General features: G+C 70.4%; 28 protein-coding genes and 1 tRNA gene. 18 read left to right on the forward strand and 11 right to left on the reverse strand.

Annotated features, from left to right (window positions below):
* Positions 1 to 55 precede the first annotated feature (55 nt).
* From DGO_RS12455 to DGO_RS12470, 4 genes are all read right to left on the reverse strand, one after another.
* Positions 56 to 748: a hypothetical protein gene (locus tag DGO_RS12455; protein WP_043802324.1), complete on the reverse strand. Its 693-nt coding sequence runs from the start codon at positions 746 to 748 to the stop codon at positions 56 to 58.
* Positions 749 to 846: 98 nt separating this feature from the next.
* Positions 847 to 2997 carry a hypothetical protein gene (locus DGO_RS23860; protein ID WP_014685877.1) on the reverse strand — a complete coding sequence of 717 codons (2151 nt, stop codon included), beginning with the start codon at positions 2995 to 2997 and terminating at the stop codon, positions 847 to 849.
* An 82-nt stretch (positions 2998 to 3079) separates the two neighbouring features.
* Positions 3080 to 3475 (reverse strand): ExbD/TolR family protein, encoded by a 396-nt coding sequence (locus tag DGO_RS12465; protein WP_014685878.1) that lies wholly within the window; start codon positions 3473 to 3475, stop codon positions 3080 to 3082.
* Between the two features lie 22 nt (positions 3476 to 3497).
* Positions 3498 to 4184 carry a MotA/TolQ/ExbB proton channel family protein gene (locus tag DGO_RS12470; RefSeq protein WP_014685879.1) on the reverse strand — a complete coding sequence of 229 codons (687 nt, stop codon included), beginning with the start codon at positions 4182 to 4184 and terminating at the stop codon, positions 3498 to 3500.
* A gap of 210 nt (positions 4185 to 4394) precedes the next feature.
* On the opposite strand from DGO_RS12470, the gene sufC reads away from it, so the two are divergent.
* The 4 genes from sufC (at position 4395) to sufD (ending at position 8439) form a co-directional block, all read left to right on the forward strand.
* Positions 4395 to 5159 (forward strand): Fe-S cluster assembly ATPase SufC, encoded by a 765-nt coding sequence (sufC, locus tag DGO_RS12475; RefSeq protein ID WP_014685880.1) that lies wholly within the window; start codon positions 4395 to 4397, stop codon positions 5157 to 5159.
* A gap of 47 nt (positions 5160 to 5206) precedes the next feature.
* A complete protein-coding gene (gene sufB / locus DGO_RS12480; RefSeq protein ID WP_014685881.1) occupies positions 5207 to 6613 on the forward strand; it encodes a Fe-S cluster assembly protein SufB in 1407 nt (468 codons plus the stop codon).
* A gap of 86 nt (positions 6614 to 6699) precedes the next feature.
* Positions 6700 to 7059: a VOC family protein gene (locus DGO_RS12485; RefSeq protein WP_014685882.1), complete on the forward strand. Its 360-nt coding sequence runs from the start codon at positions 6700 to 6702 to the stop codon at positions 7057 to 7059.
* A 24-nt stretch (positions 7060 to 7083) separates the two neighbouring features.
* The gene (sufD, locus tag DGO_RS12490; protein ID WP_043802329.1) at positions 7084 to 8439 is read left to right on the forward strand and encodes a Fe-S cluster assembly protein SufD; all 1356 of its coding nucleotides are present in this window, start codon (positions 7084 to 7086) and stop codon (positions 8437 to 8439) included.
* 64 nt (positions 8440 to 8503) lie between these two features.
* Here sufD and DGO_RS12495 read toward each other — a convergent pair whose 3' ends face one another.
* On the reverse strand, positions 8504 to 8920 hold the full coding sequence (locus DGO_RS12495) for a pyridoxamine 5'-phosphate oxidase family protein (RefSeq protein ID WP_014685884.1): 417 nt from the start codon (positions 8918 to 8920) through the stop codon (positions 8504 to 8506).
* A 1090-nt stretch (positions 8921 to 10010) separates the two neighbouring features.
* Here DGO_RS12495 and DGO_RS12500 point away from each other — a divergent pair.
* The gene (locus DGO_RS12500) at positions 10011 to 10769 is read left to right on the forward strand and encodes an ATP-grasp domain-containing protein (protein WP_014685886.1); all 759 of its coding nucleotides are present in this window, start codon (positions 10011 to 10013) and stop codon (positions 10767 to 10769) included.
* Positions 10770 to 10796: 27 nt separating this feature from the next.
* Here DGO_RS12500 and DGO_RS12505 read toward each other — a convergent pair whose 3' ends face one another.
* Positions 10797 to 11258 carry a cupin domain-containing protein gene (locus tag DGO_RS12505; RefSeq protein WP_014685887.1) on the reverse strand — a complete coding sequence of 154 codons (462 nt, stop codon included), beginning with the start codon at positions 11256 to 11258 and terminating at the stop codon, positions 10797 to 10799.
* A gap of 76 nt (positions 11259 to 11334) precedes the next feature.
* Positions 11335 to 12054, reverse strand: a complete 720-nt coding sequence (locus DGO_RS12510; protein ID WP_014685888.1) for a 50S ribosomal protein L25/general stress protein Ctc — start codon at positions 12052 to 12054, stop codon at positions 11335 to 11337.
* Between the two features lie 266 nt (positions 12055 to 12320).
* Between DGO_RS12510 and efp the strand changes: the two genes are divergently transcribed.
* The 3 genes from efp (at position 12321) to accC (ending at position 14927) form a co-directional block, all read left to right on the forward strand.
* Positions 12321 to 12878, forward strand: coding sequence for an elongation factor P (gene efp / locus DGO_RS12515; RefSeq protein WP_014685889.1), 558 nt, complete (start codon positions 12321 to 12323; stop codon positions 12876 to 12878).
* A 148-nt stretch (positions 12879 to 13026) separates the two neighbouring features.
* Positions 13027 to 13575, forward strand: a complete 549-nt coding sequence (accB, locus tag DGO_RS12520; RefSeq protein ID WP_014685890.1) for an acetyl-CoA carboxylase biotin carboxyl carrier protein — start codon at positions 13027 to 13029, stop codon at positions 13573 to 13575.
* A 14-nt stretch (positions 13576 to 13589) separates the two neighbouring features.
* A complete protein-coding gene (accC, locus tag DGO_RS12525) occupies positions 13590 to 14927 on the forward strand; it encodes an acetyl-CoA carboxylase biotin carboxylase subunit (RefSeq protein ID WP_014685891.1) in 1338 nt (445 codons plus the stop codon).
* Positions 14928 to 14984: 57 nt separating this feature from the next.
* Here the strand turns inward: accC and DGO_RS12530 are convergent, their stop codons facing one another.
* Together DGO_RS12530 and DGO_RS23865 are read right to left on the reverse strand one after the other, a co-directional pair.
* Complete coding sequence (locus DGO_RS12530) at positions 14985 to 15182, reverse strand: hypothetical protein (RefSeq protein ID WP_014685892.1); 198 nt, start codon at positions 15180 to 15182, stop codon at positions 14985 to 14987.
* Positions 15183 to 15371: 189 nt separating this feature from the next.
* Entirely contained in the window at positions 15372 to 16487 is a 1116-nt protein-coding gene (locus DGO_RS23865) for a coiled-coil domain-containing protein (RefSeq protein WP_083847293.1), read from the reverse strand.
* Between the two features lie 226 nt (positions 16488 to 16713).
* Between DGO_RS23865 and DGO_RS12540 the strand changes: the two genes are divergently transcribed.
* The 5 genes from DGO_RS12540 (at position 16714) to DGO_RS12560 (ending at position 21006) form a co-directional block, all read left to right on the forward strand.
* Positions 16714 to 17472 carry an enoyl-CoA hydratase-related protein gene (locus tag DGO_RS12540; protein WP_014685894.1) on the forward strand — a complete coding sequence of 253 codons (759 nt, stop codon included), beginning with the start codon at positions 16714 to 16716 and terminating at the stop codon, positions 17470 to 17472.
* A gap of 31 nt (positions 17473 to 17503) precedes the next feature.
* Positions 17504 to 18364 carry an SDR family oxidoreductase gene (locus DGO_RS12545; RefSeq protein ID WP_043802336.1) on the forward strand — a complete coding sequence of 287 codons (861 nt, stop codon included), beginning with the start codon at positions 17504 to 17506 and terminating at the stop codon, positions 18362 to 18364.
* Positions 18365 to 18459: 95 nt separating this feature from the next.
* A complete protein-coding gene (locus tag DGO_RS12550; protein WP_226991366.1) occupies positions 18460 to 19767 on the forward strand; it encodes a D-alanyl-D-alanine carboxypeptidase/D-alanyl-D-alanine-endopeptidase in 1308 nt (435 codons plus the stop codon).
* Between the two features lie 29 nt (positions 19768 to 19796).
* Entirely contained in the window at positions 19797 to 20393 is a 597-nt protein-coding gene (gene rdgB / locus DGO_RS12555; protein ID WP_043802340.1) for an RdgB/HAM1 family non-canonical purine NTP pyrophosphatase, read from the forward strand.
* A gap of 67 nt (positions 20394 to 20460) precedes the next feature.
* Entirely contained in the window at positions 20461 to 21006 is a 546-nt protein-coding gene (locus DGO_RS12560; RefSeq protein ID WP_014685898.1) for a hypothetical protein, read from the forward strand.
* Between the two features lie 74 nt (positions 21007 to 21080).
* On the opposite strand, the gene DGO_RS12565 is transcribed toward DGO_RS12560, so the two are convergent.
* Positions 21081 to 21539, reverse strand: coding sequence for a SufE family protein (locus DGO_RS12565; RefSeq protein WP_043802344.1), 459 nt, complete (start codon positions 21537 to 21539; stop codon positions 21081 to 21083).
* Positions 21540 to 21673: 134 nt separating this feature from the next.
* Here DGO_RS12565 and DGO_RS12570 point away from each other — a divergent pair, with 134 nt between their 5' ends.
* The 5 genes from DGO_RS12570 to DGO_RS12590 all read left to right on the forward strand — a co-directional run bounded on the left by DGO_RS12570 (position 21674) and on the right by DGO_RS12590 (position 25427).
* Positions 21674 to 22537, forward strand: coding sequence for a sulfurtransferase (locus DGO_RS12570; RefSeq protein WP_014685900.1), 864 nt, complete (start codon positions 21674 to 21676; stop codon positions 22535 to 22537).
* 249 nt (positions 22538 to 22786) lie between these two features.
* Positions 22787 to 23248 (forward strand): hypothetical protein, encoded by a 462-nt coding sequence (locus tag DGO_RS23325; RefSeq protein ID WP_043802348.1) that lies wholly within the window; start codon positions 22787 to 22789, stop codon positions 23246 to 23248.
* Positions 23249 to 23421: 173 nt separating this feature from the next.
* Positions 23422 to 24414: a malate dehydrogenase gene (locus DGO_RS12580; protein WP_014685902.1), complete on the forward strand. Its 993-nt coding sequence runs from the start codon at positions 23422 to 23424 to the stop codon at positions 24412 to 24414.
* Positions 24415 to 24576: 162 nt separating this feature from the next.
* Positions 24577 to 25230 (forward strand): cyclodeaminase/cyclohydrolase family protein, encoded by a 654-nt coding sequence (locus DGO_RS12585; protein WP_083847294.1) that lies wholly within the window; start codon positions 24577 to 24579, stop codon positions 25228 to 25230.
* Positions 25231 to 25342: 112 nt separating this feature from the next.
* Positions 25343 to 25427 (forward strand) — tRNA-Leu (locus tag DGO_RS12590).
* A 93-nt stretch (positions 25428 to 25520) separates the two neighbouring features.
* Here DGO_RS12590 and DGO_RS12595 read toward each other — a convergent pair.
* Positions 25521 to 26672 (reverse strand): glycosyltransferase family 4 protein, encoded by a 1152-nt coding sequence (locus DGO_RS12595; RefSeq protein ID WP_014685904.1) that lies wholly within the window; start codon positions 26670 to 26672, stop codon positions 25521 to 25523.
* Positions 26673 to 26681 lie beyond the last annotated feature (9 nt).

Below are 26681 nucleotides of genomic sequence, written 5' to 3' on the forward strand. Positions count from 1 at the left end.
AGCTCTACGAAGAATTATCGAATGGGCGGGGCGTCACAAAGCCCGGGCCCGGCCCTCAGTTGAAGCTGCCCAGGTTCAGCGAGACGCTATAGGCGCAGCTCGTGTCGGCCTCGGTGCGCACGAGCATCTCGACCTTGTCGCTGGCGCCCAGCCCCGCCTCCAGCGGCTTGAAGTAGTACACCAGGGTGCCGCTCCAGGTACCGCCGTCCTGCTTGAAGTCGCTCACGTAGCTGCGGCGCGCCGGGGCCACCATCTTGCCGTCCGGGGCCTTCAGGCGCACGAGATAGGCGTCGCGGGCCTTCTCGCTGGGCAGGCCGCGCACGGCGATGTCCACGCGCAGTTCGCCGTCGGCGAGGCGCTTGCCCGCATAGTCGGCGCCCAGCGCGTCCTTGACCGAGAGGTTCTTGAAGCTGTCGCGGGCGTCCACGGCCTGGAAATAGAGCTGGTCGGCCTGCCCGCTCAGGGTCACGCTGCCCAGGCGGCTGCCCTTGCCGTAGTCGGTCGGCGCGGCCAGCCAGTCGGCCACGCAGGCGTCGCCGCCGTCGAAGGCGCGCACCACGCCGTCGCCGGCCGCGAACTTGCCGTCCTTGACGCTCAGGTCGAGGGTCTGGTACGTGGTCACGGGGTCGCGGCGGCCGTACGCGCCGTCGATGACGTTCTTGGCCGTCGTGTCTTCGAGCTTGGGCACCCAGGCCAGGGCCGGGGCCGAGAGCGCGGCGGTCAGGGACAGAAGCAGAAGTTTGCGCATAGGAGGTCCTCCGGAGAAACGCTGTTCATTGAAAAAGGCGCGGGTGACGCGAACCTGACGTTCCGGCCGGGCCGGCCCTCAGGAATGCGCCGCCGCGTTCACGATTTGAGGTACACCACCCGGCAGGCCTTGCCGGCCGAGCGGAACTGTTCGGCCGCGGCGGCCGACAGCTCGACATCGGTGTAGACCGACGAGTTGGGGGCGAACTTACTGGGCCGGATCTTACTGGCCTTGACGCGGGTCACGTTGCTGAACCCCGACGCCTGCCCCTCGGCCGTGATGTAGGTGTGCAGGTTGCCCTCCTGCACGAGCTGGCTGCTCACGCCCTGCACGAGCGCGGCGTCGGGCCACAGCTGCGTACCGCCCTCGGCGTACACGAAACTGGTCATGTCGCGCTGGAAGTTGCCCAGGCCGCGCACGTCCACCACGACCGTGCAGTTCAGCGGGCGGTCCTCGTTGCCGGCGGCCGCGCCGCCGCCCCCTCCCGCACGGGCCACCGCGCCGCCGGCTCCGGCGTCTCCGCCCGAACCGGTCGCGCCGCCGCCGTTGCCGCTGCTCGGCCGCCCGGCCGCCGGAGCCGCGCCCTCGCCGCTCTGGCCGGCCGGGGCATTGCCGCCCACACCCCGGCCACCGGCGGGCGTGCCGGTCTCGGTGGCGGGGGTGCCCGACCCGCTGCCCCCGGCCGCCGGGCGCGCGGCCGTGTCACCGGGCGCGGCTCCGGCCGAGGTGCCCGCGCTGCCGGGCGCGGCGCGCGTGGGGGCCTCGGTCTGGGTGCCGGGGGTGGTCTGGGCGCCCTCGCCGCTGCGGGGCACGGCGGCCACGGTGCCCGAGCCGCTGCCGGCGGCCGTGCCGGGCGTCTGGGCCGGGCGGGCCGTTTCGGCGGCGGGCGCGGCGCTGCGGCCCTCGCCTCCCGGCGCGCGGGTGGCTGGGGTGACGGTCGCCTCGGGCGCGGAGGACGCCGCGCTGGTCGTGCGTGACGGAGCGGCGCTAGCCTGGGTGGGCGCCGTGCCGCTGCCCCGCGCCGTGCCGCTGGCCCGCTCGGGGGTCGCCTCGGCGGCGGGCGCGGCACTGGCCGTACCTGCGCGGCCCGCCTCGGCCGGGGCGGTCACCGGCACCGCGCCGCGCTCGGCCACCGTGGCGGCCGGGGCCGCCGCCTGGGGCGCGCCGCCGGACTGGGGCCGCGCCGGAATGCGCGCCACCACCGGGCCGGCGTCCTGGGTGCTGCTCGCGCGGGCCGCCTCGCTGCGGGCGGTGGTGGGGGCCTCGGTCGCCGTCGCCGCGCCGCGCGCCGGGGCCGCCGACTCGGGCGCGCTGGTGGGGGCGGCGTCCTCGCGCCGGGGCAATGTCGTGACCGCCTCGGGTTCGGCCGCCGGGGCCGAGGCCTCGGCGCGCGCCTCGCTCTGGGCGGCGGGGGTCACGGCCACCGGCTCGGAGACGGGGTCGGCGGGGCGGGCTGCCTCGGCCGGGGTTTCGGCCGGGATTTCGGTGGCCGAGCGGTCCTGCGCCGGGGCCGTCTCCACAGGGCTGGGCAGCGCCGCGCTCGTATCGGGCACGGTCACGCGCGCGCCGCTGGCCGCGCTCGGAATCGCCTGCGGCACCGGCAGGGCGCGCGACCCGCTCACCTGCGGCAGTTCGGTGATGGGTGCGGCGCCGGGCGTCGGAGCCGCCGTGGCGGGCTGCGCGGCGGGGGCCGGGCTGGCCGCCGGGGTCTGGGCAGCGGCAGGGGTCTCGGCCGGCGACTGTGCCGGCGTGGGGGCCGCTGCCGGAGAGGGCGCGGCCGTCTGCGCCGGGGTCTGGCGCGCCGGAGCCTGCCGCGCCGGCGCCGTCTGGACAGGCCGGGCCGGCTGGGGCTGGGCTGGCTGAGTCGGGGTGGGCGTGGCGGCGGGCCGGGCCTGCTGCTGCGCCTGCCTCTGCGCGGCCTGCACGGCAGCCTGGCGCTGCGCCTGCTCGCGCTGGGTCTGCTGGCGCTGGGTCTGGGTGGGCGGCGTGACCTGCTGGGGCGTCAGGGCGGCGGCGGGCGTGGCGGGGGCCAGCGTCACCACTTCCAGCGGCGCGCGGCTCAGGTCCTGGGGAGTCGCCAGCCAGGGGGCGCGCTCGTCGGGGCGCAGCAGGAGCAGGCCGCCCAGCAGCGCGGCGTGCAGCAGTACCGTCGCGGCGGCGGCCACGGCGCGGTCGCGCGAGCGGCCATCCTGCCCGGGGCCGCCCTGGGGGGCCTTTCGGGGCGGGACAGGGGTGGGCAGGGTCGTCATAGGCGCCTCCGTGCGGCAGGCTGGCCCACACTCTGGCCGGCGGTCTGACGCGGCGGCCGGAGCACCGCACTCACGGTCCTGTTCACTGCCCGCCCGTGCGGGTGCCGAGGGCCAGACGCTCGCCCCCGGCACGCTTGATGACGTCCATCACCTGCACCACGGTGCCGTAGTTGCCGCGCTCGTCGGCGCGCAGGCCCACCACGCCGCCCGAGGCGCTCGCCAGGGGCCTCAGTTGCGCGCCCAGCTTGGTCAGGGTGGTTTCCTTGCCGTTCAGGTACAGCTTGCCCGACCGGTCCACGCTGACGATGGGCAGCGCGGGCGTCTCCTGCACGGTGGTACTCGCGCGCGGCAGGTCCAGCGGCAGGGCGTTCTGGCGCGCGCCCAGGCTGCTCGTCAGGAAAAAGAAGATGAGCAGCAGCAGCACGATGTCCACCATCGGCGCGAAGTCGAAGGTCACGCCCGCACCCTCGTCGCGCATCCGCCGGCGCAGGGGCGCCACCTTAGACCTTCACCGGCTCGAAGGTCAGCGCGACTTCGGGCATGGGGGCGGGGCGCGCGGCAACGGGGGCAGCCGGGCGGCCCGAGAGCCACGCGGGCAGTTCCTCGCGCACGCGCTCGGCCTGCGCCATCACGCGGTCGGCCTTGGCGCGCAGGGCGTTGCGGGCCACGTAGGCGATGATCGCCACGATCAGGCCCCCGGCCGTGTTGATGAGCGCCTCGCTGATGCCGGTCGCCAGCTGCGCGGGCGTGGGCGCCGAGGTGCTGCTGAACACCAGGAAGGAGCGCACCATGCCGATCACGGTGCCCAGCAGCCCCAGCAGCGGCGCGATCTGGGCGGCGGTGCCCAGCGCCGAGAGCCCGGCATAGGCGCGGGCGTCGCCGTCGAGCACGGCGGCGTTCATGGCGGCCTGCGCGGCTTCACTGCCCCGGTCGGCGCGGCCCAGCCCGGCGCGCAGCACCCCGGCGGCGGGGCTGGGGTGCGCGGCGCGGTCCACCTCGGCCAGCGCGGCGCCCGCCCCGCTCTCGGCGGTGACGGCGCGCGCCCGCTCGATCAGGGTGCCGGCGTCCTGGCCCAGACGGTTCAGGGCCAGCACCCGCATCACCGTCAGGTACACCACGTAGATGGACAGCAGCAGCAGCACCCACAGCAGGGGTCCGGCGGCGCGGGCGAGATCGAGAAGATTCATCAAACCTACGGGTAGCACACATCCGGGTGGCAAGCGTGAAAACCCGCTGGGGGCCGCTCATCTGCGCGCCGGCGTCCGGGAATACCGCAGCGCCCGACTCGACTTTAGGACCGAAGACGGGTAAAATGAACAGGTAACTAGGAATTATTCCTAACAGCAGCACCGGCCCCCAGCGGCACACTGCGGCGGGCAATTCCTGAAGGAGACCACGTGAGCGACCAACCCCACCAGATCGAAATCCGCAACCTGCACGCCTCGGTCGGCGACCAGCCGATTCTCAAGGGCATCAACCTCGTCGTGCCGCGCGGCGAGCTCCACGCCATCATGGGGCCGAACGGCAACGGCAAGAGCACGCTGGCCAAGGTCATCGTGGGCGATCCCGAGTACACCGTCACCGAGGGTGAGGTGCTGGTGGACGGCCAGAACATCCTGGAGATGGAACCCGACGAGCGCGCCCGTCTGGGCGTGTTCCTGGCCTTCCAGTACCCGGTCGAGATTCCGGGCGTGACCATCGCCAACTTCCTGCGCCTGGCCATGCAGGCCCGCAAGGCCGAGGGCGAGGAAGTATCGTTCACCGAGTTCTACGGCAAGCTCCAGGCGGCCCTGAAGGTGCTGGAGTGGGACGAGAGCATCGTCGAGCGCTACCTCAACGAGGGCTTCTCGGGCGGCGAGAAGAAGCGCAACGAGATCCTCCAGATGCTCATGCTCGAACCCAACTACATCATCATGGACGAGACCGACTCGGGCCTGGACGTGGACGCCCTGCGCATCGTGGCGCGCGGCGTGAACTCCATGCGCGGCGAGAACCTCGGCGGCCTGATGATCACCCACTACCAGCGCCTGCTGGACTACATCGTGCCGGACAAGGTCCACATCGTTCTGGACGGCAAGGTCGTGCAGACCGGCGGCCCCGAACTCGCCAAGAAGCTGGACACCGAGGGCTACGACTGGGTCAAGGAACTCGCGACGGCGTAAGCCCGCGTTCCCGGCCCGGCGAGCGACCCCCGACGAAGGAGCAAGACATGACCGTTAATCCTGAAGCGAGCAACATCAACAAGGAATACGAGTACGGCTGGAGCAGCCCCGAGCGCTACGCGATCAAGGCCCCCAAGGGCCTCTCGCGCGACGTGGTCGAGATGATCTCGAAGGCCAAGGACGAGCCGCAGTGGATGCTCGACTTCCGCCTCAAGGCGCTGGACATCTTCAACTCCAAGCCGATGCCCGAATGGGGCGCCGACCTCTCGGGCCTGGACCTCGACGAGATCTACTACTACATCAAGCCCGAAGGCTTCAACGCCCGTTCGTGGGACGACGTGCCCGAGGACGTGAAGAACACCTTCGAGCGTCTGGGCATCCCCGAGGCCGAACGCGCCGCGCTGGCCGGCGTGGGCGCGCAGTACGAGTCCGAGATGGTGTACCACAACCTCAAGGAGGAGTGGGAAAAGCTGGGCGTCGTGTTCCTGAGCATCGAGGACGGCCTCAAGCAGTACCCCGAGCTCTTCCGTGAGCACTTCGCGACCATCGTGCCCCCCGAGGACAACAAGTTCGCGGCCGTGAACAGCGCGGTGTGGTCGGGCGGCTCGTTCGTGTACGTGCCCAAGGGCGTCAAGGTGGACATCCCCCTCCAGACGTACTTCCGCATCAACGCCGAGAGCAGCGGGCAGTTCGAGCGCACGCTGATCATCATCGACGAGGGCGCGCAGGCCCACTACATCGAGGGCTGCACCGCCCCGGCATACAACTCCGACTCGTTCCACTCGGGCGTGATCGAGATCGTCGTCAAGGAAGGCGCGCGTTTCCGCTACTCGACCATCCAGAACTGGTCGCACAACGTCTACAACCTCGTGACCCAGCGCGCCGCCGTGTACGGCAACGGCGTCATGGAATGGGTGGACGGCAACCTGGGCTCCAAGGTCACGATGAAGTACCCCGCCTGCTACCTCCTCGAAGAGGGCGCGCGCGGCGAGGTCCTGAGCATCGCCATGGCGGGCCGTGGCCAGCACCAGGACGCCGGGGCCAAGATCGTGCACTTCGCGCCGCACACCTCGGGCACCATCGTGTCCAAGAGCATCTCGAAGGACTCGGGCCGCAGCTCCTACCGGGGCCTCGTCAAGATCTACGAGGGCGCCAAGGGCTCCAAGACCAACGTCGAGTGCGACGCCCTGCTGCTGGACGAGGAAGCCCGCACCGACACCTACCCCTACATCGAGATCGAGGAGAAGGACGCCAGCGTGGGCCACGAGGCCACCGTCTCCAAGATCAACGACGAGCAGATCCTGTACCTCCAGAGCCGTGGCCTGAGCGAGGACGAGGCGGCCGGCCTGATCGTGCGCGGCTTCATCGAGCCCATCGCCAAGGAACTGCCGCTGGAATACGCGGTGGAACTGAACCGCCTGATCGAGCTGGAAATGGAAGGCTCGGTCGGCTGAGCCCACATCGCCCGCCCCCGCGTTCCGGCTGTCGTCCGGCGTGGGGGTGAGCGCTGCTCTGTGTTCCACCCCGCACAGGAGTGCCCATGAAGCTCAACCACATCAACCTCGGCGTGACCGACGTGCCCGCGACCGTCGCTCTGTTTCAGGACCACTTCGGCCTCAAGCCGGCGGGCGAGGGCATGCCCATGAACGACCGCATGGCTTTCCTGCGCGACGACGCGGGTTCGCTGATCTCGGTGTTTAGGGCGGGGGACGTGACGTACCCCAAGGTCTTCCACATCGGCTTCATGCAGGACACGCCCCAGCAGGTGCGCGACATCCACAGGCAGCTCACGGACGCGGGCTTCAGCGTTCCCGAGCCCCACGAGAACAACGGGCGACTGACCTTCTATTTCGACACGCCGGGCGGCTTCGTGCTGGAAGTCGAATCGTTTTTCGGCTGAGCGCCCGTCTTCCAAGGAGATTCCATGACCCAACCCTTTACCGAACAACTGGCCCTGGTCGGCGGTCCCGACTGGCTGAGCGCCAAGCGCCGCGAAAGCCTCGACCTGTTCACCACGCTGACCGTGCCCACCGAGGGCGTCGAGGCCTGGAAGTACACCCGCGTCGAGGTGGATTTCGACAACCTGCGCCCCCACGCCAAGCGTGACGCCGTACAGGACGTGTCCAGCCTTCCCGAAAGCGTGCAGAAGCGCCTGAGCAGCACCGACGCCGGCGCGTTCCTGGTGCTCGACGGCCCCGACGTGGTGTACCGCACCGAACTGCCCGCCGAGTTGAGCAGCAAGGGCGTGATCTTCACCGACCTGAAGACGGCGGTCGAGCAGCACGCCGACAAGGTGCAGCAGTACCTCTACTCGGTCGTGCCCGCCGAGGTGCCCGACGACACCACCATCGCCGCGCCCGGCACCACGCCCAGCAAGTCGCCCGACCCCAGCGAAGGGAAGTTCTCGGCGCTGGCGGCAGCCCTGTGGACCAACGGCGCCTTCGTGTACGTGCCTCGCGGCGTGGAGGTCGAGCTGCCCCTGGGCTCCTTCCGCGTGATGAGCGACGCTGGCACCTACACCGCCACCCGCACGCTGGTCGTGGCCGAGGAAAACGCCCAGGTCACCTTCATCGACGAGCAGGACAGCGAGGAGCTGCCCGGTACCTACGCCATCGGCGCGGTGGAACTGGTCGTGAAGGACGGGGCGCGCCTGCGCTACGTCTCCATCCAGAACTGGGGCAAGGGCGTGACGCACATCCAGCGCCAGCGCGGCGACGTGGGACGCGACGCCACCCTGAACTCGCTGGTGGTCACGATGGGCGGCACCCTCTCGCGCACCGAGATGCAGAGCTACCTGCGCGGCCAGGGCGCCGACAGCGAAATGCTGGCGCTGTACTTCGCCAACGACGACCAGCACTTCGACCATTACACGCTGCAACACCACGCCGCCCCCAACGCCCACAGCGACCTGCTGTACAAGGGCGTGGGCGACGACCGTGCCGTGGGCGTGTTCAGCGGCATGATCAAGGTGGACCTGGGCGCACAGAAGACCGACGCCTACCAGAAGCACCGCACGCTGATGCTGTCCAGCGAGGCCCGCAACTTCAGCGTGCCGCAGCTGGAGATCAACGCCAACGACGTGCGCTGCTCGCACGGTTCGACCACCGGCCCGGTGGACCAGGAAGCCCTGTTCTTCCTGCGCTCGCGCGGCATCCACAAGGAGCTGGCCGAGAAGATGCTGGTCACGGCCTTCCTGGAGGACGTGCTGACTCGCGTGCCCCTCAAGAGCGTCGTGAACTACATCGAGGGCATCATCGCCGAGAAGGTCGGCGCGGCCTGAATCCCGCCCCTTGAAAGGAGCCGGAACACGCAGATGGTGTTCCGGCTCCTGCCTTCGCCGGTGATTACAGGGTGACTTCGCCCTCGTCCTGCCCCGCCCAGTAGTGGGCGCGTTCGGCCACCACCGTGATCATGGTGAGGCCGGGGGTGTCGATGCCCTGCCTGAACCAGCGGTCCAGGTCGGGCGTCCAGTGGGCCTGCATCTCTCCCTTGTCCTGGCTCAGGCTGGCCTGTCCCTCGACCGCCAGCGAAAAGGCGTCCTTGCCCTGAAAAGCCAGCGCCACCTTCGGCTCGCGCCGGATGTCGCTGACGGTGCGGGTATCGCCGTCCGTGAAGTAGTACGAGGTGCCGTCGTAGTCCACCTCGCCGTTGTTGCTCATGGGCCGTCCGGCGATGTAACCGCCTTCGGTGATGGTCGAGAGCATGGCGATGTCGATGCCGCGCATCTGCTCGGCGAGGTCTTTCAGGGTCTTGTCGGACATGGAGGGCTCCTTGGGTCGGAGGTGAGGTGAAGTGCGGCGCAGCCGCAGCGGACGGATCGGTCACCGCGCATCCTAGGCCGTGGCCCTGCGCCGCACCTTGACCCGAAGTTGATCGTTCCGCCATCTCGGGCGGCGCAGTTCTCGGGGCGACCGGTCGCCCCCGACCGACCCGGCATTCGGGGTGTCGCCAACCGGCCCGGTCAGGCATGACCTGGGGGACCGGTGTTCGTCCGTCCAGGTGTCCATCCCGTCTGTGCACGCGGAAGCGTTATGACGCGCAGTCGTACCCCGCCAAGTCCAGCCGGGCCGTACCACAGCCACCGGCCTGACCGACGTGGAGGCCGAGAGCCTAGACTGTGGCGTGTGCCGGCAGGACCTGCGTCAGGGATGCGACGATTGGACGACACAGTCTGGCCCCTATCCTCAGCCACGCAATCTTCGGACGCGTCCCGGCGGTGGGCGCCGAGGTGACGAAGTCGAATGTGAGCGACCGCGCGGGCGGGTGCATGTTGAGCCGCCACCAGCCCTGCGACCCGGGCCAAAGGGCAGAGCAGCGAGAAATGCAGATCTCCTCAGGGCGATTGAGGGACTTGAGATGTGCATTCCCAGAACCCTCGTCCTCACAGGGGTCACGTCGCTCCTACGCGCGGGCATGACGACCTCCCCTCCCATGAAGCGCCGGAACGTAAGGGCCAGATTGAAGAGGAAGCTTCGTGACACTGAGCGGTCTGGGCCACATAGCCGCGCAGATCATCAGCGCGCTGAAGCCGCCGTGGCGGTCTACACGACCAGCTTGGAAAAGGGCCTCTGTCTTCTCGACTGACGAGGATACCCTGAAGGGCAGCTTCGAATTCATCTTGGACACCATCCCGGTCAGCCACGGTATGAACTTCCTGCCTCCAATGCCTGAGGCATGACGGGCAGATATTGCTTGTGGGCGCCCGAAAAGCTGAGGCCACCGAACAACATGTTCATGGCGACGCACAACGTACTGCGTCGCCGGTTCACTCGCCGGCAGCCTTGCCAAGACACAGGTCGGGCCGCACCTCTGCGGACGGCCCAGCTGGGGGGCCTGCCCTATGCTCCGGCCATGCGCCTGATCGTTCCGGCCGATTACTTCTCCCCTACCCAACCCGACGCGCAGTATGCCGGGGAGGCCGCCGCCTTCGCCGCGCTGGGCTGGTCGGTCTCTACCCTGGATGAGGACGGCCGGCTGCGCCCCGCCGCCGAGGCCGGCGACACGGCGCTATACCGGGGCTGGATGCTGGACGCCGCCGGGTACGCCGCGCTGGAGGCGGCCGTACAGGCGACCGGCGCCGAATTGCTGACCTCGGCGGCGCAGTATCTCGGGGCCCACCATCTCCCCAACTGGCTTCCCCTACTGGCCGACCTGACGCCCGAGACAATCTGCTTCACCGATCTGGACACCGCCGAGACCCGGCTGCGCGCCCTGGGCTGGGACCGGTTTTTCGTGAAGGACCATGTCAAATCGCTCAAGACTGGTGGTGGCAGCCTGATCGAGCGCCCGGAGCAGATCAGGACCCTGCTGGCCGAGATGGCCCATTTCCGGGGACAGATCGAGGGCGGGCTGTGCGTGCGCCGCTTCGAAGTCTTCATGCCCAGCACCGAGCGGCGGTACTTCGTGGTGGGGGGGCAACCCGCCTCGGCCGACGGATCATCCGTTCCCGAGATCGTGTGGACCTGCGCCGGGCGATTGGCCCTCCCCTTCTTCTCGGTGGACGTGGCGATGAGGAAGGACGGCGCACTGCGGATCGTCGAGGTGGGCGACGGACAGGTCTCGGACCTCGTGGGCTGGAACGTGGAGCAGTTCGTGGCCCTGTGGGGCTGACGCTTCCAGCGGTAGTCCAGAGGGCAGTCAGTCCACCGGCTCCTGCGCCCAGATCGGCACCCCGGCGATACGTGCGCGGGCATCGGCCGGATCGGTCGTCTCCGGGCGGCAGGTGTCCCAGGCACGGCCTCCCGCATAGGCCCCGACCACCAGGAGATCAGGACTGGACCTGTCATTCCGGTGGCCGGTCCCGGCAGGCAGCAGCAGGGTATCGCCCGCCCGCACGGACACCTGTAGTCCTCCCTCGCCCCCCAGGGTGACCCACGCCGCCCCCCGCACGACCACCAGGACCTCATGGGCGGTCGAGTGGTAGTGATGGAAAGGATAGATGCCGTTTCGCCAGGCCCCAGTCCAGCCCCGGCCCGCCAGGGCGGCTTCGATCTGGTCCGGCGACGCATATGCGAAGGCTGCGCGGTAGAGGCGGGCGGGCAGCGCACTGTTGGGCACGGTCCCGCCCAGGGGCAACGTCAGGAGATCCGGCGGCGACATGGCCCAGGGTACGGCGCCCGGCCCAACAGAAAGCCGGGACCCCCCGCAGGGAATCCCGGCCCGGTCACACCTGGATTCAGGCGTTGTTGGCTTCGTCGCTGGCTTCGGCCGTCTCGGCGTCGGCCTCGCTCGCGGCTTCGGTCTTGACCTCGTCGATGCTGGCGTCGCCTTCCAGAACGGCCTGGGCGGCTTCTTCCGAGATCTCGCCGGCGGCGACCAGACCCGCCACCTGGGCGGCCTGGGTTTCGGCTTCGAGCTGCTCGGCGGTCAGGCGCGGGGGCAGCACGCTGATGACGACGGTGTCCTCGGCCACGGCCAGCTTGACGCCGTCGGGCAGCTTGACCTGACCGGCGGTGATGTGGTCGCCGATGTTCAGGGCGCTCACGTCCACGGTCAGTTCCTGGGGAATGCGGCGCGGCCCCGGAGCGATGACGCTCAGGTTGTGCAGCACGGTGTCAACCAGGCCGCCCTGGATTTCACCCTGGCTGCGGCCGGTGGTGTGCACGGGCACCGACACTTCGACGGGCTCGCCGTAGGTGACCATGAAGAAGTCCACGTGGATGGGCGCGCGGCGGCGCTTGTCCATCTGGACGGTCTTGACGAGTGCGGGGAAGGTCTGGCCGCCCTCGACGCTGATGTCGAACAGGCCGGCGGTGCCCTGGGTGCGGAAGGCGCGGTCGAAGGCCTTACGGTCGATGGCGAAGGAAATGTTGTTTTCCTTGTTGTAGGCGACGGCGGGGATCATGCCTTCGGCCAGCTTTTCGCTGCTGCTGCGGGGTTTGGCGTTCAGTTCCATGGTGGTTCTCCTTGAGAAGGTCTCTTCGCCGCCTCGCGCTCGGCCCGTTCCGGGTCAGCAGAACAGGGGGCGGGCGGGCAACCCTGACAGCATAGCAAACCCGCCCCAGGGGTGGAAGGGTCCAGTATGGAAGGCAAAGCCGGGTCTCTGCTAGACTTGCGGGCGTTGCCGCGCGGCCCCTGGCCCGGCCCCGGTCCCGGCCTTCATGGATGGACAGCGGCGGTGTCCGAGGCGGCCCCGGACAGAAACGGGAGGAGAAAGACGACATGATCAGCGTGACTGAACTGCGTAACGGCACGAAAGTGGAAATGGACGGCGGCCTGTGGGAATGCCTGGAGTACTCGCACCTCAAGATGGGGCGCGGGGGCGCGAAGGTCGTGACCAAGTTCCGCAACATGGAATCGGGCAGCATCGTGGACCGCACCTTCAACAGCGGCGAAAAGCTCCAGGACATCTACGTCGAAGGCAAGAAGATGCAGTACCTGTACAAGGACGGCAACGACTTCGTGTTCATGGACCTCGACACCTACGACCAGGTGTACCTGGCCCCCAACCTCGTCGGTGACGCCGCCAAGTTCATGAAGGAGAACACCGAGGTCGAAGTCGCCATGTACGGCGAGAAGGCCCTGAGCATCTCGCTGCCCAACCAGGTGATTCTCAAGATCGTGCAGACCGACCCCGGCGTGCGCGGCGACACCGTCTCGGGCGGTACCAAGCCCGCGACCCTGGAAACCGGCGCGGTCGTGCAGGTGCCCCTGTTCGTCGAGCAGGACACCGACGTGAAGGTGGACACCCGCACCGGCCAGTACCTCAGCCGCGCCTAAACGCCGTGCCCTGCCTGCCAGCCGCCTTCCCCCCACGGAAGGCGGCTGGCCTCTTCGCGTTAGACTCGGTTCAGCCAAACGCCCGTTAGGCAGGCGTCTCCGCGCCCGCTTCAAGCTTCTGCCCCGTTTCCGTGTTTCTGGAGGTTCCATGCATCCCGACGACCTGAAGAAGATCCTCGACGCCCTGAGCGCCGCCGACGTGCGCGAATTCGCCCTCAAGACCGGCAGCTTCGACCTCGCCCTCAAGCGCGGTCCGCAGGCCGTCTCGGCGCCCCTGGCCGCCCCACAGCTGCCCGCGCCGCAGGCCTACGCCGCCCCCGCCCCGCTGGCCGCCGCGCCCCTGGCCCAGCCGCAGGTCCCGGCTACGCCGGCCGACGTGACCCCAGCCGCATCCCCGGCGGTCAGCGAGGCCCCGGCTTCCCCCAGCACCGAGGCTCCGGCCCCCAGTGCCCCGGCCAGCGCCGGAACGCCGGTCAAAGCCCCTATCGTGGGCACCTTCTACGCGTCGAGCAGCCCCGACGCGGCCCCCTACGTGAAGGTGGGCGACACGGTCGCGGCCGGTCAGGTCCTGTGCATCATCGAGGCCATGAAGCTGATGAACGAGATCGAGGCCGAGACGGGCGGCGTGGTGCGCCAGATCCTGGTCAAGAACGCCGAACCGGTCGAATACGGACAGACCCTGTTCGTCATCGAGTAAGGCCCGGAGCGGATATGTTCAAGAAGATCCTGATTGCCAACCGGGGCGAGATCGCCCTGCGCGTGATCCGCACGGCGCGCGAGATGGGCGTCAAGACGGTCGTGGTGTACTCGACGGCCGACGAGAAGAGCCTGCCTGTCCTGCTCGCCGACGAGTCGGTGTGCGTCGGGCCGCCCGCGAGCGGCGCCTCGTACCTCAATATTCCCAACATCCTCTCGGCGGCGCTCATGACCGGCGCCGAGGCGATCCACCCCGGCTACGGCTTCATGGCCGAGAACCCCGACTTCGCCGAGATGTGCCGTGAGCACGGCATCGTGTTCATCGGACCGACGCCCGAGAGCATGCGCGCCCTGGGCAGCAAGGCGGGCGGGCGCGAAATCGCCGCCAAGAGCAACGTGCCCACCGTGCCCGGCACCGGCATTCTGGAGGACACCGACGCCGCGCTCCTGGCCGCCAAGCAGATCGGCTACCCGGTGCTGCTCAAGGCCTCGGCCGGGGGCGGCGGGCGCGGCCAGAAAATCATCCGCACGCAGGACGAGCTGAAGAAAGGCTTCGCGCAGGCGCAGGAAGAAGCGAGGCTGTACTTCGGCGACCCGGACCTCATCATGGAAAAGTTCCTGGAAGAGTTCCGGCACGTCGAGGTGCAGGTCATGGGCGACGGCCAGGGTCACGTGGTCCATATCGGCGAGCGCGACTGCTCGATCCAGCGCCGCAACCAGAAGCTCATCGAGGAGGCGCCTTCGCAGCTGCCCGAGACGCTGCGCCAGGAGATCCTGTCGGCGGGCGTGCGCCTCGCGCAGCACGTGAACTACGCCGGGGCGGGCACGCTGGAATTCATCGTGGACCGCGACGGCAACTACTACTTCATGGAGATGAACACCCGTATCCAGGTCGAGCACTGCGTTTCCGAGATGATCTCGGGCCTGGACTTCGTGCGCCTGCAACTCCAGATCGCGGCCGGTGAGGGCCTGCCCCTCCAGCAGGAGGACATCCGGCTGCGGGGGCACGCCATCGAATGCCGCCTGAACGCCGAGGACCCGGACAAGGACTTCCGCCCGGCGGCGGGCAAGATCGAGGACGTGCATTTCGCGGGCGGCCCCGGCGTCCGGGTGGATTCGCACGCCTACAGCGGCTACGTGATTCCGCCGCACTACGACAGCCTCATCGGCAAGCTGATCGTGCACCACGATACGCGCGACCAGGCGATTGCCCGCATGAAACGCGCCCTGGAAGAAACCGTCATCCAGGGACCCAAGACCACCATTCCGCTCTACGTGAAGATCATGGACAACCCCTTCTACAAGCGGGGGGCAGTCATGACCAACTTCCTGAAAGTGCGCATGGAGATGTGAAGTCAGAAGAGAAGGCGGGCGACCCTAGAGGAGTCGCCCGCCTTCTTTTTGTCGCCTTCAGCTGAAGTCGAACAGGCTCCGGCCGTCCTTCTCCCGGTCCTCGGCGACCTTGCCCAGAATCAGGAAAGTGGGGGCCCAGTGACCCACGAAGATGCCGTTGCGCTCACTGTCCGAGTCCTCGCTCTTGAAGAAGTTCACGGCGCTGAGGATGATCGAACCGAACCCGAGGATGTACAGGATGTTGGACAGTTTCATGGGTGGACCTCCGGGGGATGAAGTGCGGTGGGTGCGGGCCAGGAGCCGCGCGCCTCTTGTCGGGCAGCTTCCGGCAAAGTCAGGGGCGCCAACCTAGCGCCCCACACAATCTCTAAGCGACCTAAAGGTGCGGCCAAGACAATGAAAAACGCCCTCACAGGGAGGGCGCCGGGGAATATGGGGAAGGGCTTAGAAGCGGAACTTCAGGCCGGCGGCGATGGTGCTGACGTTGGTGTTGCTGCCGTTGAAGAAGTAGTGCTGGCGGGCTTCGCCGAACAGGGCCACGCGGTCGAGGACGCGGTAGTCCACGCCCACCGACAGTTCACCGAAGGTCGAGGCGTTCTGGAAGTTGTAGCCCGCGCCCACGCCCAGGATGCCGTCGATCCGGCCGGTGGTGCCGCGGTAGGTCACCGCGCCGCTCACGCTGTTGCCGGGGGTGCTGCCCGTGACGCGGATGTCGCCCGTGAGGCGCACGCCGAAGCCGCCGATGAGCTGGTCGTTGCCGGCCGTGAGGCGCACCATCGAGCCGACGTTCTGCTGGAGGATGCCGTAGTACGCCGCGCCGACGTAGTTGCCGTAGCGGAAGGGAGCTGCGGGGGGAATGTAGGCGTCGCCCTTCTCGCCGCGCTCGCCCTGGATGCCCTGGGGACCCTGGGGGCCGGTGGGGCCCGCCACGCCCTGAGGACCCTGGGGACCAGTCGCGCCGGTCGCGCCCGCAGGCCCGGTGGCCCCGGTCTCACCCTGGGGACCCTGAGGGCCAGCCGCACCCACGGCGCCCGCCTCGCCCGCACCCGCCGCCGGCAGGTTGTTCAGGGCTTCCTGGAGGGCCTGCACCTGGGTCTGGAGTTCGGTGATGGCCTGGTTCTGGGCGGCCTGCTCGGCGCGCAGGGCTTCCAGGCCTGCCAGCGCTTCCTGCACGCCGCGCGTCAGGGTGGCGAGTTCCTCGGGGTTGAAGGTGGTCTGGTTGGCGGGCAGCTGCGCGAGCAGGCGGGCGAGCACCTGCGCGACTTCCTGGCGGGTAATGGCGCTGCACCAGTCGAACTGGCCGTCGGGGTAGCCGATGAACAGGCCGCGCTGGGTCACGAGGTCGATGGCGGCCTTGGCCCAGGTCCCGGGCGTGCAGACCACCGGCGCGGGGGCCGGGGCGACGACGGGCATGGGCATCGGCTTGGGCGCGGGGGCCGGCGCCACGGGCGCGGGAGCCGGTGCGGTGGTCACGGGCGTGACGGGCGCACCTGCGCCGCCGGCGAGGGCGCCGCCGCACAGCAGCAGGGTCAGGGTGGTCAGGGAGTGCAGTCGCTTCATAGGAACCTCCGGGGACAGTGGGCCAGGTCAGAAGAACCCCTGAGGGGAACACCCGCACCTTCCAAGTGTGTTCATTGTGGCAGTCCACCCCGGAAGGCGCTGAGGATGAGGGCCATGAAAACTTTATAAACTGGTGGGAATTCTCACGCTCCGGCAGGACGGCGCGGGCCAGGCCGCAAGCGAAAGCTGCTCCCTCTCACCCGGCGAACTGTTCTAGACTCGGTTCATGACGAACGAGAGTGTTCGGCTCAGTCGCCGGACCACCGAGGGGGGCCAGGAGGTCGCCACGCTGACCATCACCTCCAAGATGGGGGCGATGGGGCCGGAGTTCTGGCGCGGCGCGGCGCAGGCCCTGTCCGACCTGGGCGGCGCGCGGGTGCTGACCGTGCGCGGCGAGGGCCTGTTCAGCGCCGGGCTGGACGTGAAGGCCAGCGCCGCCGACCTGCTGCCCGTGCTGGGCGACGAGGCCGGTTTCGCGGCGGTCGTGGCCGGGATGCACGCGGTCACCGAAGGTGTGGCCGCGCTGCCCATCCCGGTGATCGTGGCCGCGCACGGCTGGTGCATCGGCGCGGGGCTGGAACTCGCGGCGGCGGCCGACCTGCGGCTGTGCAGCGCCGACGCCCGGTTCATGCTGCCCGAGGTGCGCCTGGGCATCGCGGCCGACCTGGGGGGCCTCCAGCGCCTGCCGGGGCTGATCGGGCGGGGCCGCGCGGCGCACCTCGCCCTGACCGGCCAGCCGATCGACGCCGCCACCGCCGAACGCTGGGGCCTGGTGACCGAGGTGCTGCCCGACCCCGAGGCCCTGTTCACGCGGGCCGATGCCCTTGCCGACGCCCTGGCCGTCCTGCCCCCCCACGCGCTGGAGGGCACCAAGCGGTCCCTGAACGCCGAAGGGCCGCACGCCGGGCGCTTGGCCGCCGACGTCGCCTGGAACGCCCGCTACATGACCGCCGAGGGGCTGCAAGCGGCCCTGCGCAAAGCCTGACCCCAGCTCTCACACCACCCCAGGAGTCCCCATGACCCAGCCCCACGACCCCGCCACGACCTTCCGCCCCGACCTGCTCGCCGGCAAGCACGCCCTGATTACGGGCGGGGGCAGCGGCATCAATCTCGGCATCGCGCAGAGCTTCGCGGCGCACGGCTGCGCGGTCACGATCCTGGGCCGCAACCTCGAAAAGGCCCAGACGGCGGCGGAGGGCATCGTCGCGGCGGGAGGCCGGGCCACCGGCGTCTCGGCCGACGTGCGCGACTTCGCGGCCCTTCAGGCGGCGGCCGAGCAGGCCGCACAGGCCCACGGTCCCCTGGACATCGTGCTGGCGGGTGCGGCGGGCAATTTCCCGGCCCCGGTGGACGGCATCAGCCCCAACGGTTTCAAGACGGTGGTGGACATCGACCTGCTGGGCACCTACAACACCATCAAGGCGGCGGCCCCGCACCTGAAGACGCCGGGCGGCAGCGTCCTGAGCATCAGCGCCTACGGGGTGCCGGTGCCCATGCAGGCGCACGTGGTCGCGGCCAAGGCCGGCGTGGACGCCCTGACGCAGACCCTGGCGGTCGAGTGGGGGCTGCGCGGCGTGCGGGTCAACGCGATCATCCCCGGCCCCATCGACGGCACCGAGGGCATGGCGCGCCTCGCCCCCGACGAGAAGACGCGTGCGCAGTTCACCCGGACCGTGCCGCTGGGCCGCTTCGGGGTGCCGCAGGACATCGCCAACGCCGCGCTGTTCCTGGTGTCGGACGCCGCGAGCTACGTGACCGGCGTGATCCTGCCGGTGGACGGCGGCCAGAACATGCTCGGCGGCGCGCCGCAGTACGGCATGTACCTGGCGATGCAGGAGCGCGCCGCGCGTGAGGCGGCCGCCGGAGCGACCCCCTGAGGGCCCGGCTACCGGGGGCGCTGCTGGCCGCCGCGGCCCTGCTGGCCCCCACCCCTGCCCCGGCCCAGACCGCGACACCGGCCCCGGCCGCCGACGTGGTGCTGCCGCGCGAACCCGGCCTGACCCCGCAGCTGCGCGCGGCGCTGCGTGGCCTGCCGGGCGACGTGACCACGGCGCTGCTCGTGCGCGACCTGGGTACGGGCGAGGTGACGGCGGCCCTCTCGCCCGACACGCCCCTGATTCCGGCCAGCACCACCAAGCTGGTCACCGGCGCGGCCACGCTGATCGCGCGTCAGGGCGCGCGCGGCTGGTGGAGCACCGAGCTGACCGTCCCGGCGGCTCAGGAAGGCCAGGCGCGCGTGAACGCCCTGACCCTGCGCGGCAGCGGCGACCCCACCCTGAGCGTCTCGGAGGGCGCCAACAGCCTGCGCGCCCTGGCCGCCCAGGCCTACGCGCGCGGCGTGCGGCGCGCGGGCGAGGTGCGGCTCGACCCCGGCCGGGTGGACGCCGCGAGTTTCGCCGCCACCGAGTACGGCCTGCCCATGCCCGCCCTGCGCCTGAGCGGGTGGGAAGCCCGCCCCCCCGGCAGCGTGGCCGAGGCGCAGCGCCGTCTGGGCGCGGCCCTGATCGGGGAACTGCGCCGCGCCGGCATCCGGGTGGACCGCGACGCCCTGGGCACGGCGGTGCCCCGGCGGCCCTACGTGCCGGCCCCCCGGCAGGACGCCCAGGGCCGCCGCCTGGACCCCGACCCGGTCATTCCGGCCGCGCGCCGGCCCGAGTCCGGGGTCGCCAGCGTGCGCAGCGGGCCGGTCACGCCCTTCCTGAACAGCACCCTGCGCCCCAGCGACAACGCCCGTGCCGAGTCCCTGCTCGCCGCCCTGGCCGCGCTGCCCGGCGAAGACGACGCCGGCAGCGGCACCCTGGCCGGGACCCTGAACCGCGAACGCGCCGCCCTGCGCCGCCTGGGCGTGGACCTCAGCGGCGTGGTGCTGGCCGACGGCAGCGGCCTGAGCCGCAGCGACCGACAGACTCCGCGCGCGCTGGTGGGGCTGCTCAAGGTGATGTACGACCTGCCCTACACCGCCGCGCCCACCACCGACACCCCGGCCCAGGTGTACGCCACGCGGCGCAACCTGTTCGCCGAGGCGCTGCCGCAGGCGGGCGTGGGCGGCAGCAAGGAGGGACGCGGCGGCACCCTGGCCGCGCGCCTGACCGGCAGTGGGCTGGACGTGCGCGCCAAGACCGGCACGCTGCCCGGGGTCAGCGCCCTGGCCGGGTATGTCACCGCGCGCAGTGGGCGCACCCTAGCCTTCGCCGTCCTGATGAACGGCCCCGAGAGCACGCCGCTGCTGGAGCTGCGCGCGGCCCAGGACCGGCTGGTGCGGGCACTGGCCGCCGACTGACAGGCACGCCGACGGCCTACACTGCGGGGGTGACGAGTGAGAGCCGGAACATCCGCCGCGTGGTCGTGGCGACAAGCAACGCGGGCAAGGTCCGCGAGATCGAGGAGGCGCTGGGCGGCCTGGGCTGGGAGGTCCAGGGGCTGAGCGGCCTGCCCCTGCCCGAGGAGACCGGCAGCACCTACGCCGAGAACGCCGCCCTGAAGGCCTGCGCGGCTGCCATGATGACCGGCCTGCCCGCCCTGGCCGACGATTCCGGCCTGGAGGTCGACGCGCTGGGCGGCGAGCCGGGGGTGTACTCGGCCCGTTTCGGAAACCGCAACAGCGACCTGGAACGCAACCTCTACCTGCTGGAGAAACTGCGCGGCACCCGCGACCGCCGGGCCAAATTCGTGTCGGTGATCGTGCTGGCCTACCCCGACGGCGACCTGGAGGAATACCGGGGCGAGGTAAGGGGCATCCTGCTGGAAGGACCGCGCGGGCAGGGCGGCTTCGGCTACGATCCGCTGTTCGTGCCCGACGGCGAACGCCGCAGCATGGCCGAGCTGAGCGTGCCGGAAAAGCGCGCGGTGGGCCACCGGGGGCAGGCGCTCGCGGCGCTGCTCGCCGCCCACCGCCCCGGCGCCTGAGCGCTTTCCGCTGAGCAATCCTTTAGCCAGCCCGTCGCCCGGCCGGCGCCGCCCTTAGCCTGACCCCATGACGACCTTACGCGGCGTATTGACCGGACTGGTGGGGGGCGCGGCAGGCACCCTGGCGATGGGGCAGTACTGGACGAAGATCGCCCCGCTGGTACAGCCTCAAAGTGCGCCGCCCGAAAAGGGCCCGGACAAGCACTCGATCGCGCCGCTGGGGCAGGTGCACCAGCCCGGCGAGAGCAGCACCGCCGCGCTGGGCCGCCTGGGCTACGAGGCCCTGAAGGGCAAGCCCCCCCGCAGCGACCGCCTGAAAAACGACCTCAGCGAAGGGGTCCACTGGGGCATGGGGCTCCTGAGCGGGGCCGCCTTCGGGGCCGTCGCCGCGCCGCCGAGCGCCCTGGGCGGGCTGGGCCTGGGAGCCGCCTTCGGGGCAGGACTGTGGGCACTCATGGACGAGGGCGTCGTGCCGCTGCTGGGCCTTCAGGACGGGCCGGGTGCAGGCAACGCGCGGGGACATCTCAACCGTCTGGGCGCGCACGTGTTCTACGGCGCGGCCCTGGGGCTGAGCGCCTGGGCCCTGGGCCGCGCCCTGAGCGGCGACCAGTAGGCGTCGATAGACAAAGCGAAGGGGAAAGACACACGCGGCCTCTCCCCTGTCCCTTTAGCTGTCCCTTTGGCCCTTCAGCTCTGGGCGGCGCCTTCCTCGGCGTGGGCCTGCACGTCGCGCTTCAGGCGCATCAGGATGGCGCCCATGCCGCGCAGGCGCATCGGCGTGATGAGTTCCGAGAGCCCCATGTCCATGTAGAACTGGTCCGGCACGCTCAGGATCGTCTCGGGCGACTCGCCGCTCAGGGCCTCGTTCAGGATGCCCGCGTAGCCGCGTACGGTCGGGGCCTCCTCGGGCACCTTGAAGAACATCTTCACGCCGCCCGCCTCGTCCCGCTCGGTCACCAGGAAAAAGGGGCTGGTGCATTCGGGCACCGCCTGCATGAATTCGGGGTGCTCAGCGTACTTCTCGGGCAGGGCGGGGAGCTTCTTGCTGTACTCCAGCAGGGCCTGGAGGCGCAGGGGTTTGGGGGCCGAGCGGAAGAGATTCACGATCCCTTGCAGCTTGTCGGGGAGGGGAGCGGCGTCGGTCATGCCGCTACTGTAACGTGGGCGGCACAGACGCTATGGTGAGCCCTGTCCAGTTGACTCTTTTGGTCAACTACCGGCCGCCGCAGAATAATCGTGCACAGCCTGGGCCCCCCGGCCCACACAAGGGAGGAAGACAGATGGACTACGCGAAAGACGTGCTGGTGAATACCGAATGGGTGGCCGAACATCTGGGCCAGCCGGGCCTGCGCCTGATCGAGGTGGACGAGGACATCCTGCTGTACGACACCGGGCACGTCCCCGGCGCCGTGAAGGTGGACTGGCAGCAGGACTTCTGGCACCCGGTCGAGCGCGACTTCATCGGTCCCGACGAGGTCGCGGCGCTGCTAGGCCGCCTGGGCATCGGCCCGGACGACCAGATCGTGCTGTACGGCGACAAGAGCAACTGGTGGGCCGCCTACGCCTACTGGTTCATGAGCTACAGCGGCGTGAAAAACCCGCTGAAGCTCATGAACGGCGGGCGTCAGAAGTGGGTCGCCGAGGGCCGCGAGCTGACCACCGACGAAACCCCGGTGCAGGCGACCGAGTACCCCGCCCTGACGCGCGACGACAGCCTGCGCGCCTACCGCGACGAGGTCAAGGCGCACCTCGAGAGCGTCAAGGCCGGGCAGGGCGCCCTGGTGGACGTGCGCAGCCCCGACGAGTTCTCGGGCAAGGTCACGCACATGGCGAACTACCCGCAGGAAGGCGTACTGCGCGGCGGCCACATCCCCGGCGCGCGCAGCATCCCCTGGGCCAAGGCCACCAACGAGGACGGCACCTTCAAGTCGGCCGACGAACTCTCGGCGCTGTACGGCGGCGAGGGCGTGACCCCCGACAAGGACGTGATCGCCTACTGCCGCATCGCCGAACGCAGCAGCCACTCGTGGTTCGTGCTGCGCGAACTGCTGGGCTACCCCAAGGTGCGCAACTACGACGGCTCGTGGACCGAGTGGGGCAACGCCGTGGGTATGCCCATCGAGAAGAGCTACCAGGAAGCCTGAACACCGGGCACACCCGGGGCAGGGGCCGCGCGCCTCTGCCCCTTTTTCCGGCCTGGCCGCTGCCCCCAATCAGGGGCAAAAAAGCTGAAGCTGAGCACAAAGTAAGAGCGGCGACAGGGTTGGGGCCGTAGGCTACCCTCAACCCGAGCCACGTCCCGCCGAGCCGGAACGTCCCGGACCGGGAACGACCTGCCGCCGCCCTCAACCTCTGAAGGCCCGTCTCCGCTTCTTTCCGCCCAAGGTGTACCCATGAAGTTCCTGATTCTTCTGCTGATTGTCGTGGCGATTGTCGCCTTTCTGGTGCTCAGGAAGCGTTCCGGCACGGCCGGTCCGCCGCAGGAGAGCGCGCCGCAGGTCCAGCCTCCCGGCACCCGGCACCTCGACGAGGAAACGGCCGCGCGGCCCGAAATCGACGCGTCGGCCCTCTCGTCGGCGCGCGCCCGCGTGTCGCAGGACATTCCCGACGAGGTGCTGGGCGACGTGCTGCTCGACGCCACGCCCCAGCAGGCCGCGCGGATGTTCGCCGCCGTCCCCGCCGACGTGATGGCCGGAGCCATCGGTCAGAACACGGCCCGCGCGGGCACCGTGCAGGTGCAGGGCCAGGCCAGCGCCGGGGACATGGCCCAGCTCAGCAGTCTGGGCAGCGCCGTGGACGACCTCGACTTCTGGAGCCTGGGCGACGACACGCCCCCCCAGAGCCAGAAAAAATAAGGGCAGGCCCGCCGGCCGCCGCGCGCGCGGGGCCGCCGCCTTTCCCATCCGGGGACGGGCAGGCGGCCCCTTCGCCGCGGCGGCCGGGCTGTTCCCCTGCGGGTACGCGCGCCGCGGCGGCCCGGTTCGCGTTATGGTGAGCCGTAAAACCATTTCTTCTGGGAGGAACTTTCATGGCGAACAAGCAACCCGTACGTGTGGCCGTCACCGGCGCGGCCGGCCAGATCGGCTATAGCCTGCTTTTCCGCATCGCCTCGGGCGACATGCTGGGTAAGGATCAGCCGGTCATCCTGCAACTGCTGGAAATCACCCCGGCCCTCAAGGCGCTGGGCGGCGTGGTCATGGAACTGCGCGACTGCGCTTTCCCGCTGCTGGCCGACATCGTGGTCAGCGACGACCCGATGGTGGCCTTCAAGGACGCCGACTACGCGCTGCTCGTGGGCGCCATGCCCCGCAAGGCCGGCATGGAGCGCGGCGACCTGCTGGGCGCCAACGGCGGCATCTTCAAGCCCCAGGGCGAGGCCCTGAACGCCGTCGCCAGCCGTGACGTCAAGGTGCTCGTGGTGGGCAACCCCGCCAACACCAACGCCCTGATCGCCCAGCAGAACGCGCCGGACCTCGACCCCAAGCAGTTCACGGCGATGGTGCGCCTGGACCACAACCGCGCCGTATCGCAGCTCGCCGAGAAGACCGGCCAGCCGGTGAGCGAGATCAAGAACATGACCATTTGGGGCAACCACTCCTCGACCCAGTACCCCGACCTCTCGCAGACGACGGTGGGCGGCCAGCCTGCGCTGGACCTCGTCGAACGCGACTGGTACGAGCAGACCTACATCCCGACCGTCGCCAAGCGCGGCGCGGCGATCATCGAGGCGCGCGGCCTGAGCAGCGCGGCCTCGGCGGCGAGCGCGGCCATCGACCACATGCGCGACTGGGCGCTGGGCACCCGCGAAGGCGAGTGGGTCAGCATGGGCATTCCCTCGGACGGCAGCTACGGCATCCCCGAGGGCCTGATCTACGGCTTCCCGGTGCGCACCAGCGGCGGCAAGTACGAGATCGTGCAGGGCCTGGACATCTCCGACTTCAGCCGGGGCAAGATGGACGCCACCGCGCAGGAACTGAGCGAGGAGCGCGACGAGGTCCGCAAGCTCGGTCTGGTGAAGTAAGGCGGACGTGACCGCGGGGCCGCCGCATAGGCGCCGGCCCCCCTGCGGAACGGACGACCCCCGGCAGGGTCCGGAGAGGTGGGGCGCAGCTTGCGGGCCGCGCCCCACCGCCGTCTCGCCGCAGGGAGCCTGCCAGGGCCACATTGCCGCTACAGTGCGGCCATGACCCTCCCCGACACCCTCTGGACCCACACCGCCCAGGACCTCCTGAGCGCCACCAGCAGCCGCCAGCCCACCCCCGGCGGCGGCTCGGTGGCGGCCCTGAGTGGGGCCTTCGGGGCCGGGCTGGTCCTGATGGCCGCGCGCATCAGCCTGCACAAGGCGCAGAAGGCGGGCCAGGTACCCGACCTCGCCCTGACGGCGGCCCTGGACACGCTGGAGGAGGTCCAGGGCCACCTGCGCCGCCTGACCGACGAGGACGTGGCGGTGTTCCGGGGCTACGTGGACGCCACACGCCTGCCCCGCACCACCGAGGAGGAGCAGGCCGCGCGCCGCGCCGCCCTGGACCGGGCCGGGGAAGCGGCCCGCGCCGCGCCGCTGGAGACCGCGCAGGCCTGCGTGGAGGCGCTCGAACAGGCCCAGGCCTGCCTGCCGCATACGCACCCCGAGGTGGTCAGCGACGTGGGCGCGGGCGCGGCCCTGCTGCGCGGCGCGCTGGAAGCCGCCCTGCTGACCCTGGACATCAACCTGCGGCACCTGGAGGGTGAGGAACGGGCGCGGCTCCAGGCCCGGCGCACCGGATGGTCGGCGCGCGGCGAGACCCTCGCCGCCGGAATTCTGGAGGACACGCGGGCGGCCATCTCGCGCGGCGCTTGACAGTTCCGGGAGTCGCCGCTAAAGTAAGCGAGCCTGAAACGCGCCCGTTAGCGCGGGCGAGATACCAAAGCAACCGGAGCTGTGCAGCCTGAGCTGCGAACGACGGAAGCGTGCCGAGGTGGCGGAATTGGTAGACGCACTAGTTTCAGGGACTAGCGCCGCGAGGTGTGTGGGTTCAAATCCCATCCTCGGCACCAGCAGAGGGACCCCAGCAGAGATGCTGGGGTCTCTGCTTTGCCGTGACATGACCGGATCGCCTGCCTTTGCAGGTCGGGCTGCCCGGCTGGCGCTCAGAAATGCGGGCGGCGGCGGGCCAGCACACGCAGATAGACCGCCTCCAGGGCAGCGGCGCGCTCGGGCAGCGCGTACTGCCGGGCACTGGCGCGCGCGCCGGCCTGAAGGGCCCCCAGACGCGCGGGGGCCAGCGTCTCCAGCAGGCCCAGCGACAGGTCGTCGGGGGTGGCCTCCCGCACCGTGCCGTTCTCGCCTTCACGGATCAGGTCGAGGGCGGCGGCGCTGCGGGCCGCCACCAGAGGCGCCCCGGCGGCCAGCGCCTCGATCATGGACATGGGCAGCACCTCGCTGGTGCTGGCCGTCAGGAAAGCGTCGGCGGCGGCCAGGGCTTCGGGCACGCGGGCGTAGGGCACCGGGCCGGTGAAGGTCACGCCCTCGGGGGCCATCGCCTGCGCCTCGGCGCGGCTGGGGCCGTCGCCGACCACCAGCAGCCGCAGTTCGGGGCGGCTGGCCCGCGCGCGGTCGAAGGCCCGCAACATGACCCCCAGATTCTTCTCGGGGGCCAGTCGCCCCAGCGACACGACCAGGGGCACGTCCGGCGCGACGTGGTACTCGGCCCGGAAGGCGGCCCCCGACGCCCCCGCGAAGGCCGTGAGGTCCACCGGGTTCGGAAAGAGGGTCGTCTCGCCCGCGAACCCGTAGCCGCGCAGCATGTCCACCATCGCCTGTCCGGGGGCCAGGACGGCGTCCACCCGCCGCGCGAAGGCCGAGACGTGGGGACGCAGCACCGCCCGGCCCACCCGCCGGGGCATGGGCGTGTAGTGCAGGTACTCGTCGTACTGGGTGTGCGCCGTGAAGACCACCGGCGCGCCCGCGAGCCGCGCCCAGCGCAGCGCCAGCCGCCCGGCCAGGAAGGGGTGCATGGTGTGGACCACGTCCAGCCCGCGCAGGGGCAGCCGCGCGGTGAGCCGGGGGCCGGGCGCGAGCATGACCGGGTAGTCGGCCGGGGCACCCAGCGCCCGCGCGCCCGCGAATGAACTGTTCAGGCGGTAGACGCCGTCCTCGTGCGGGGGCATCTGCGGATGGCGGGGCGCGAACACCAGGACCTCGTGACCGCGCTCCCGCAGGCCACGTGCAAAGAGCGCCGTACTGGTGGCGACCCCGTTGCGGGACGGCAGATAGGTGGCAGTCACGATTCCGATTCGCACGCTGAGGCG

It is taken from the genome of Deinococcus gobiensis I-0 (assembly GCF_000252445.1).
Lineage (GTDB): Bacteria > Deinococcota > Deinococci > Deinococcales > Deinococcaceae > Deinococcus > Deinococcus gobiensis.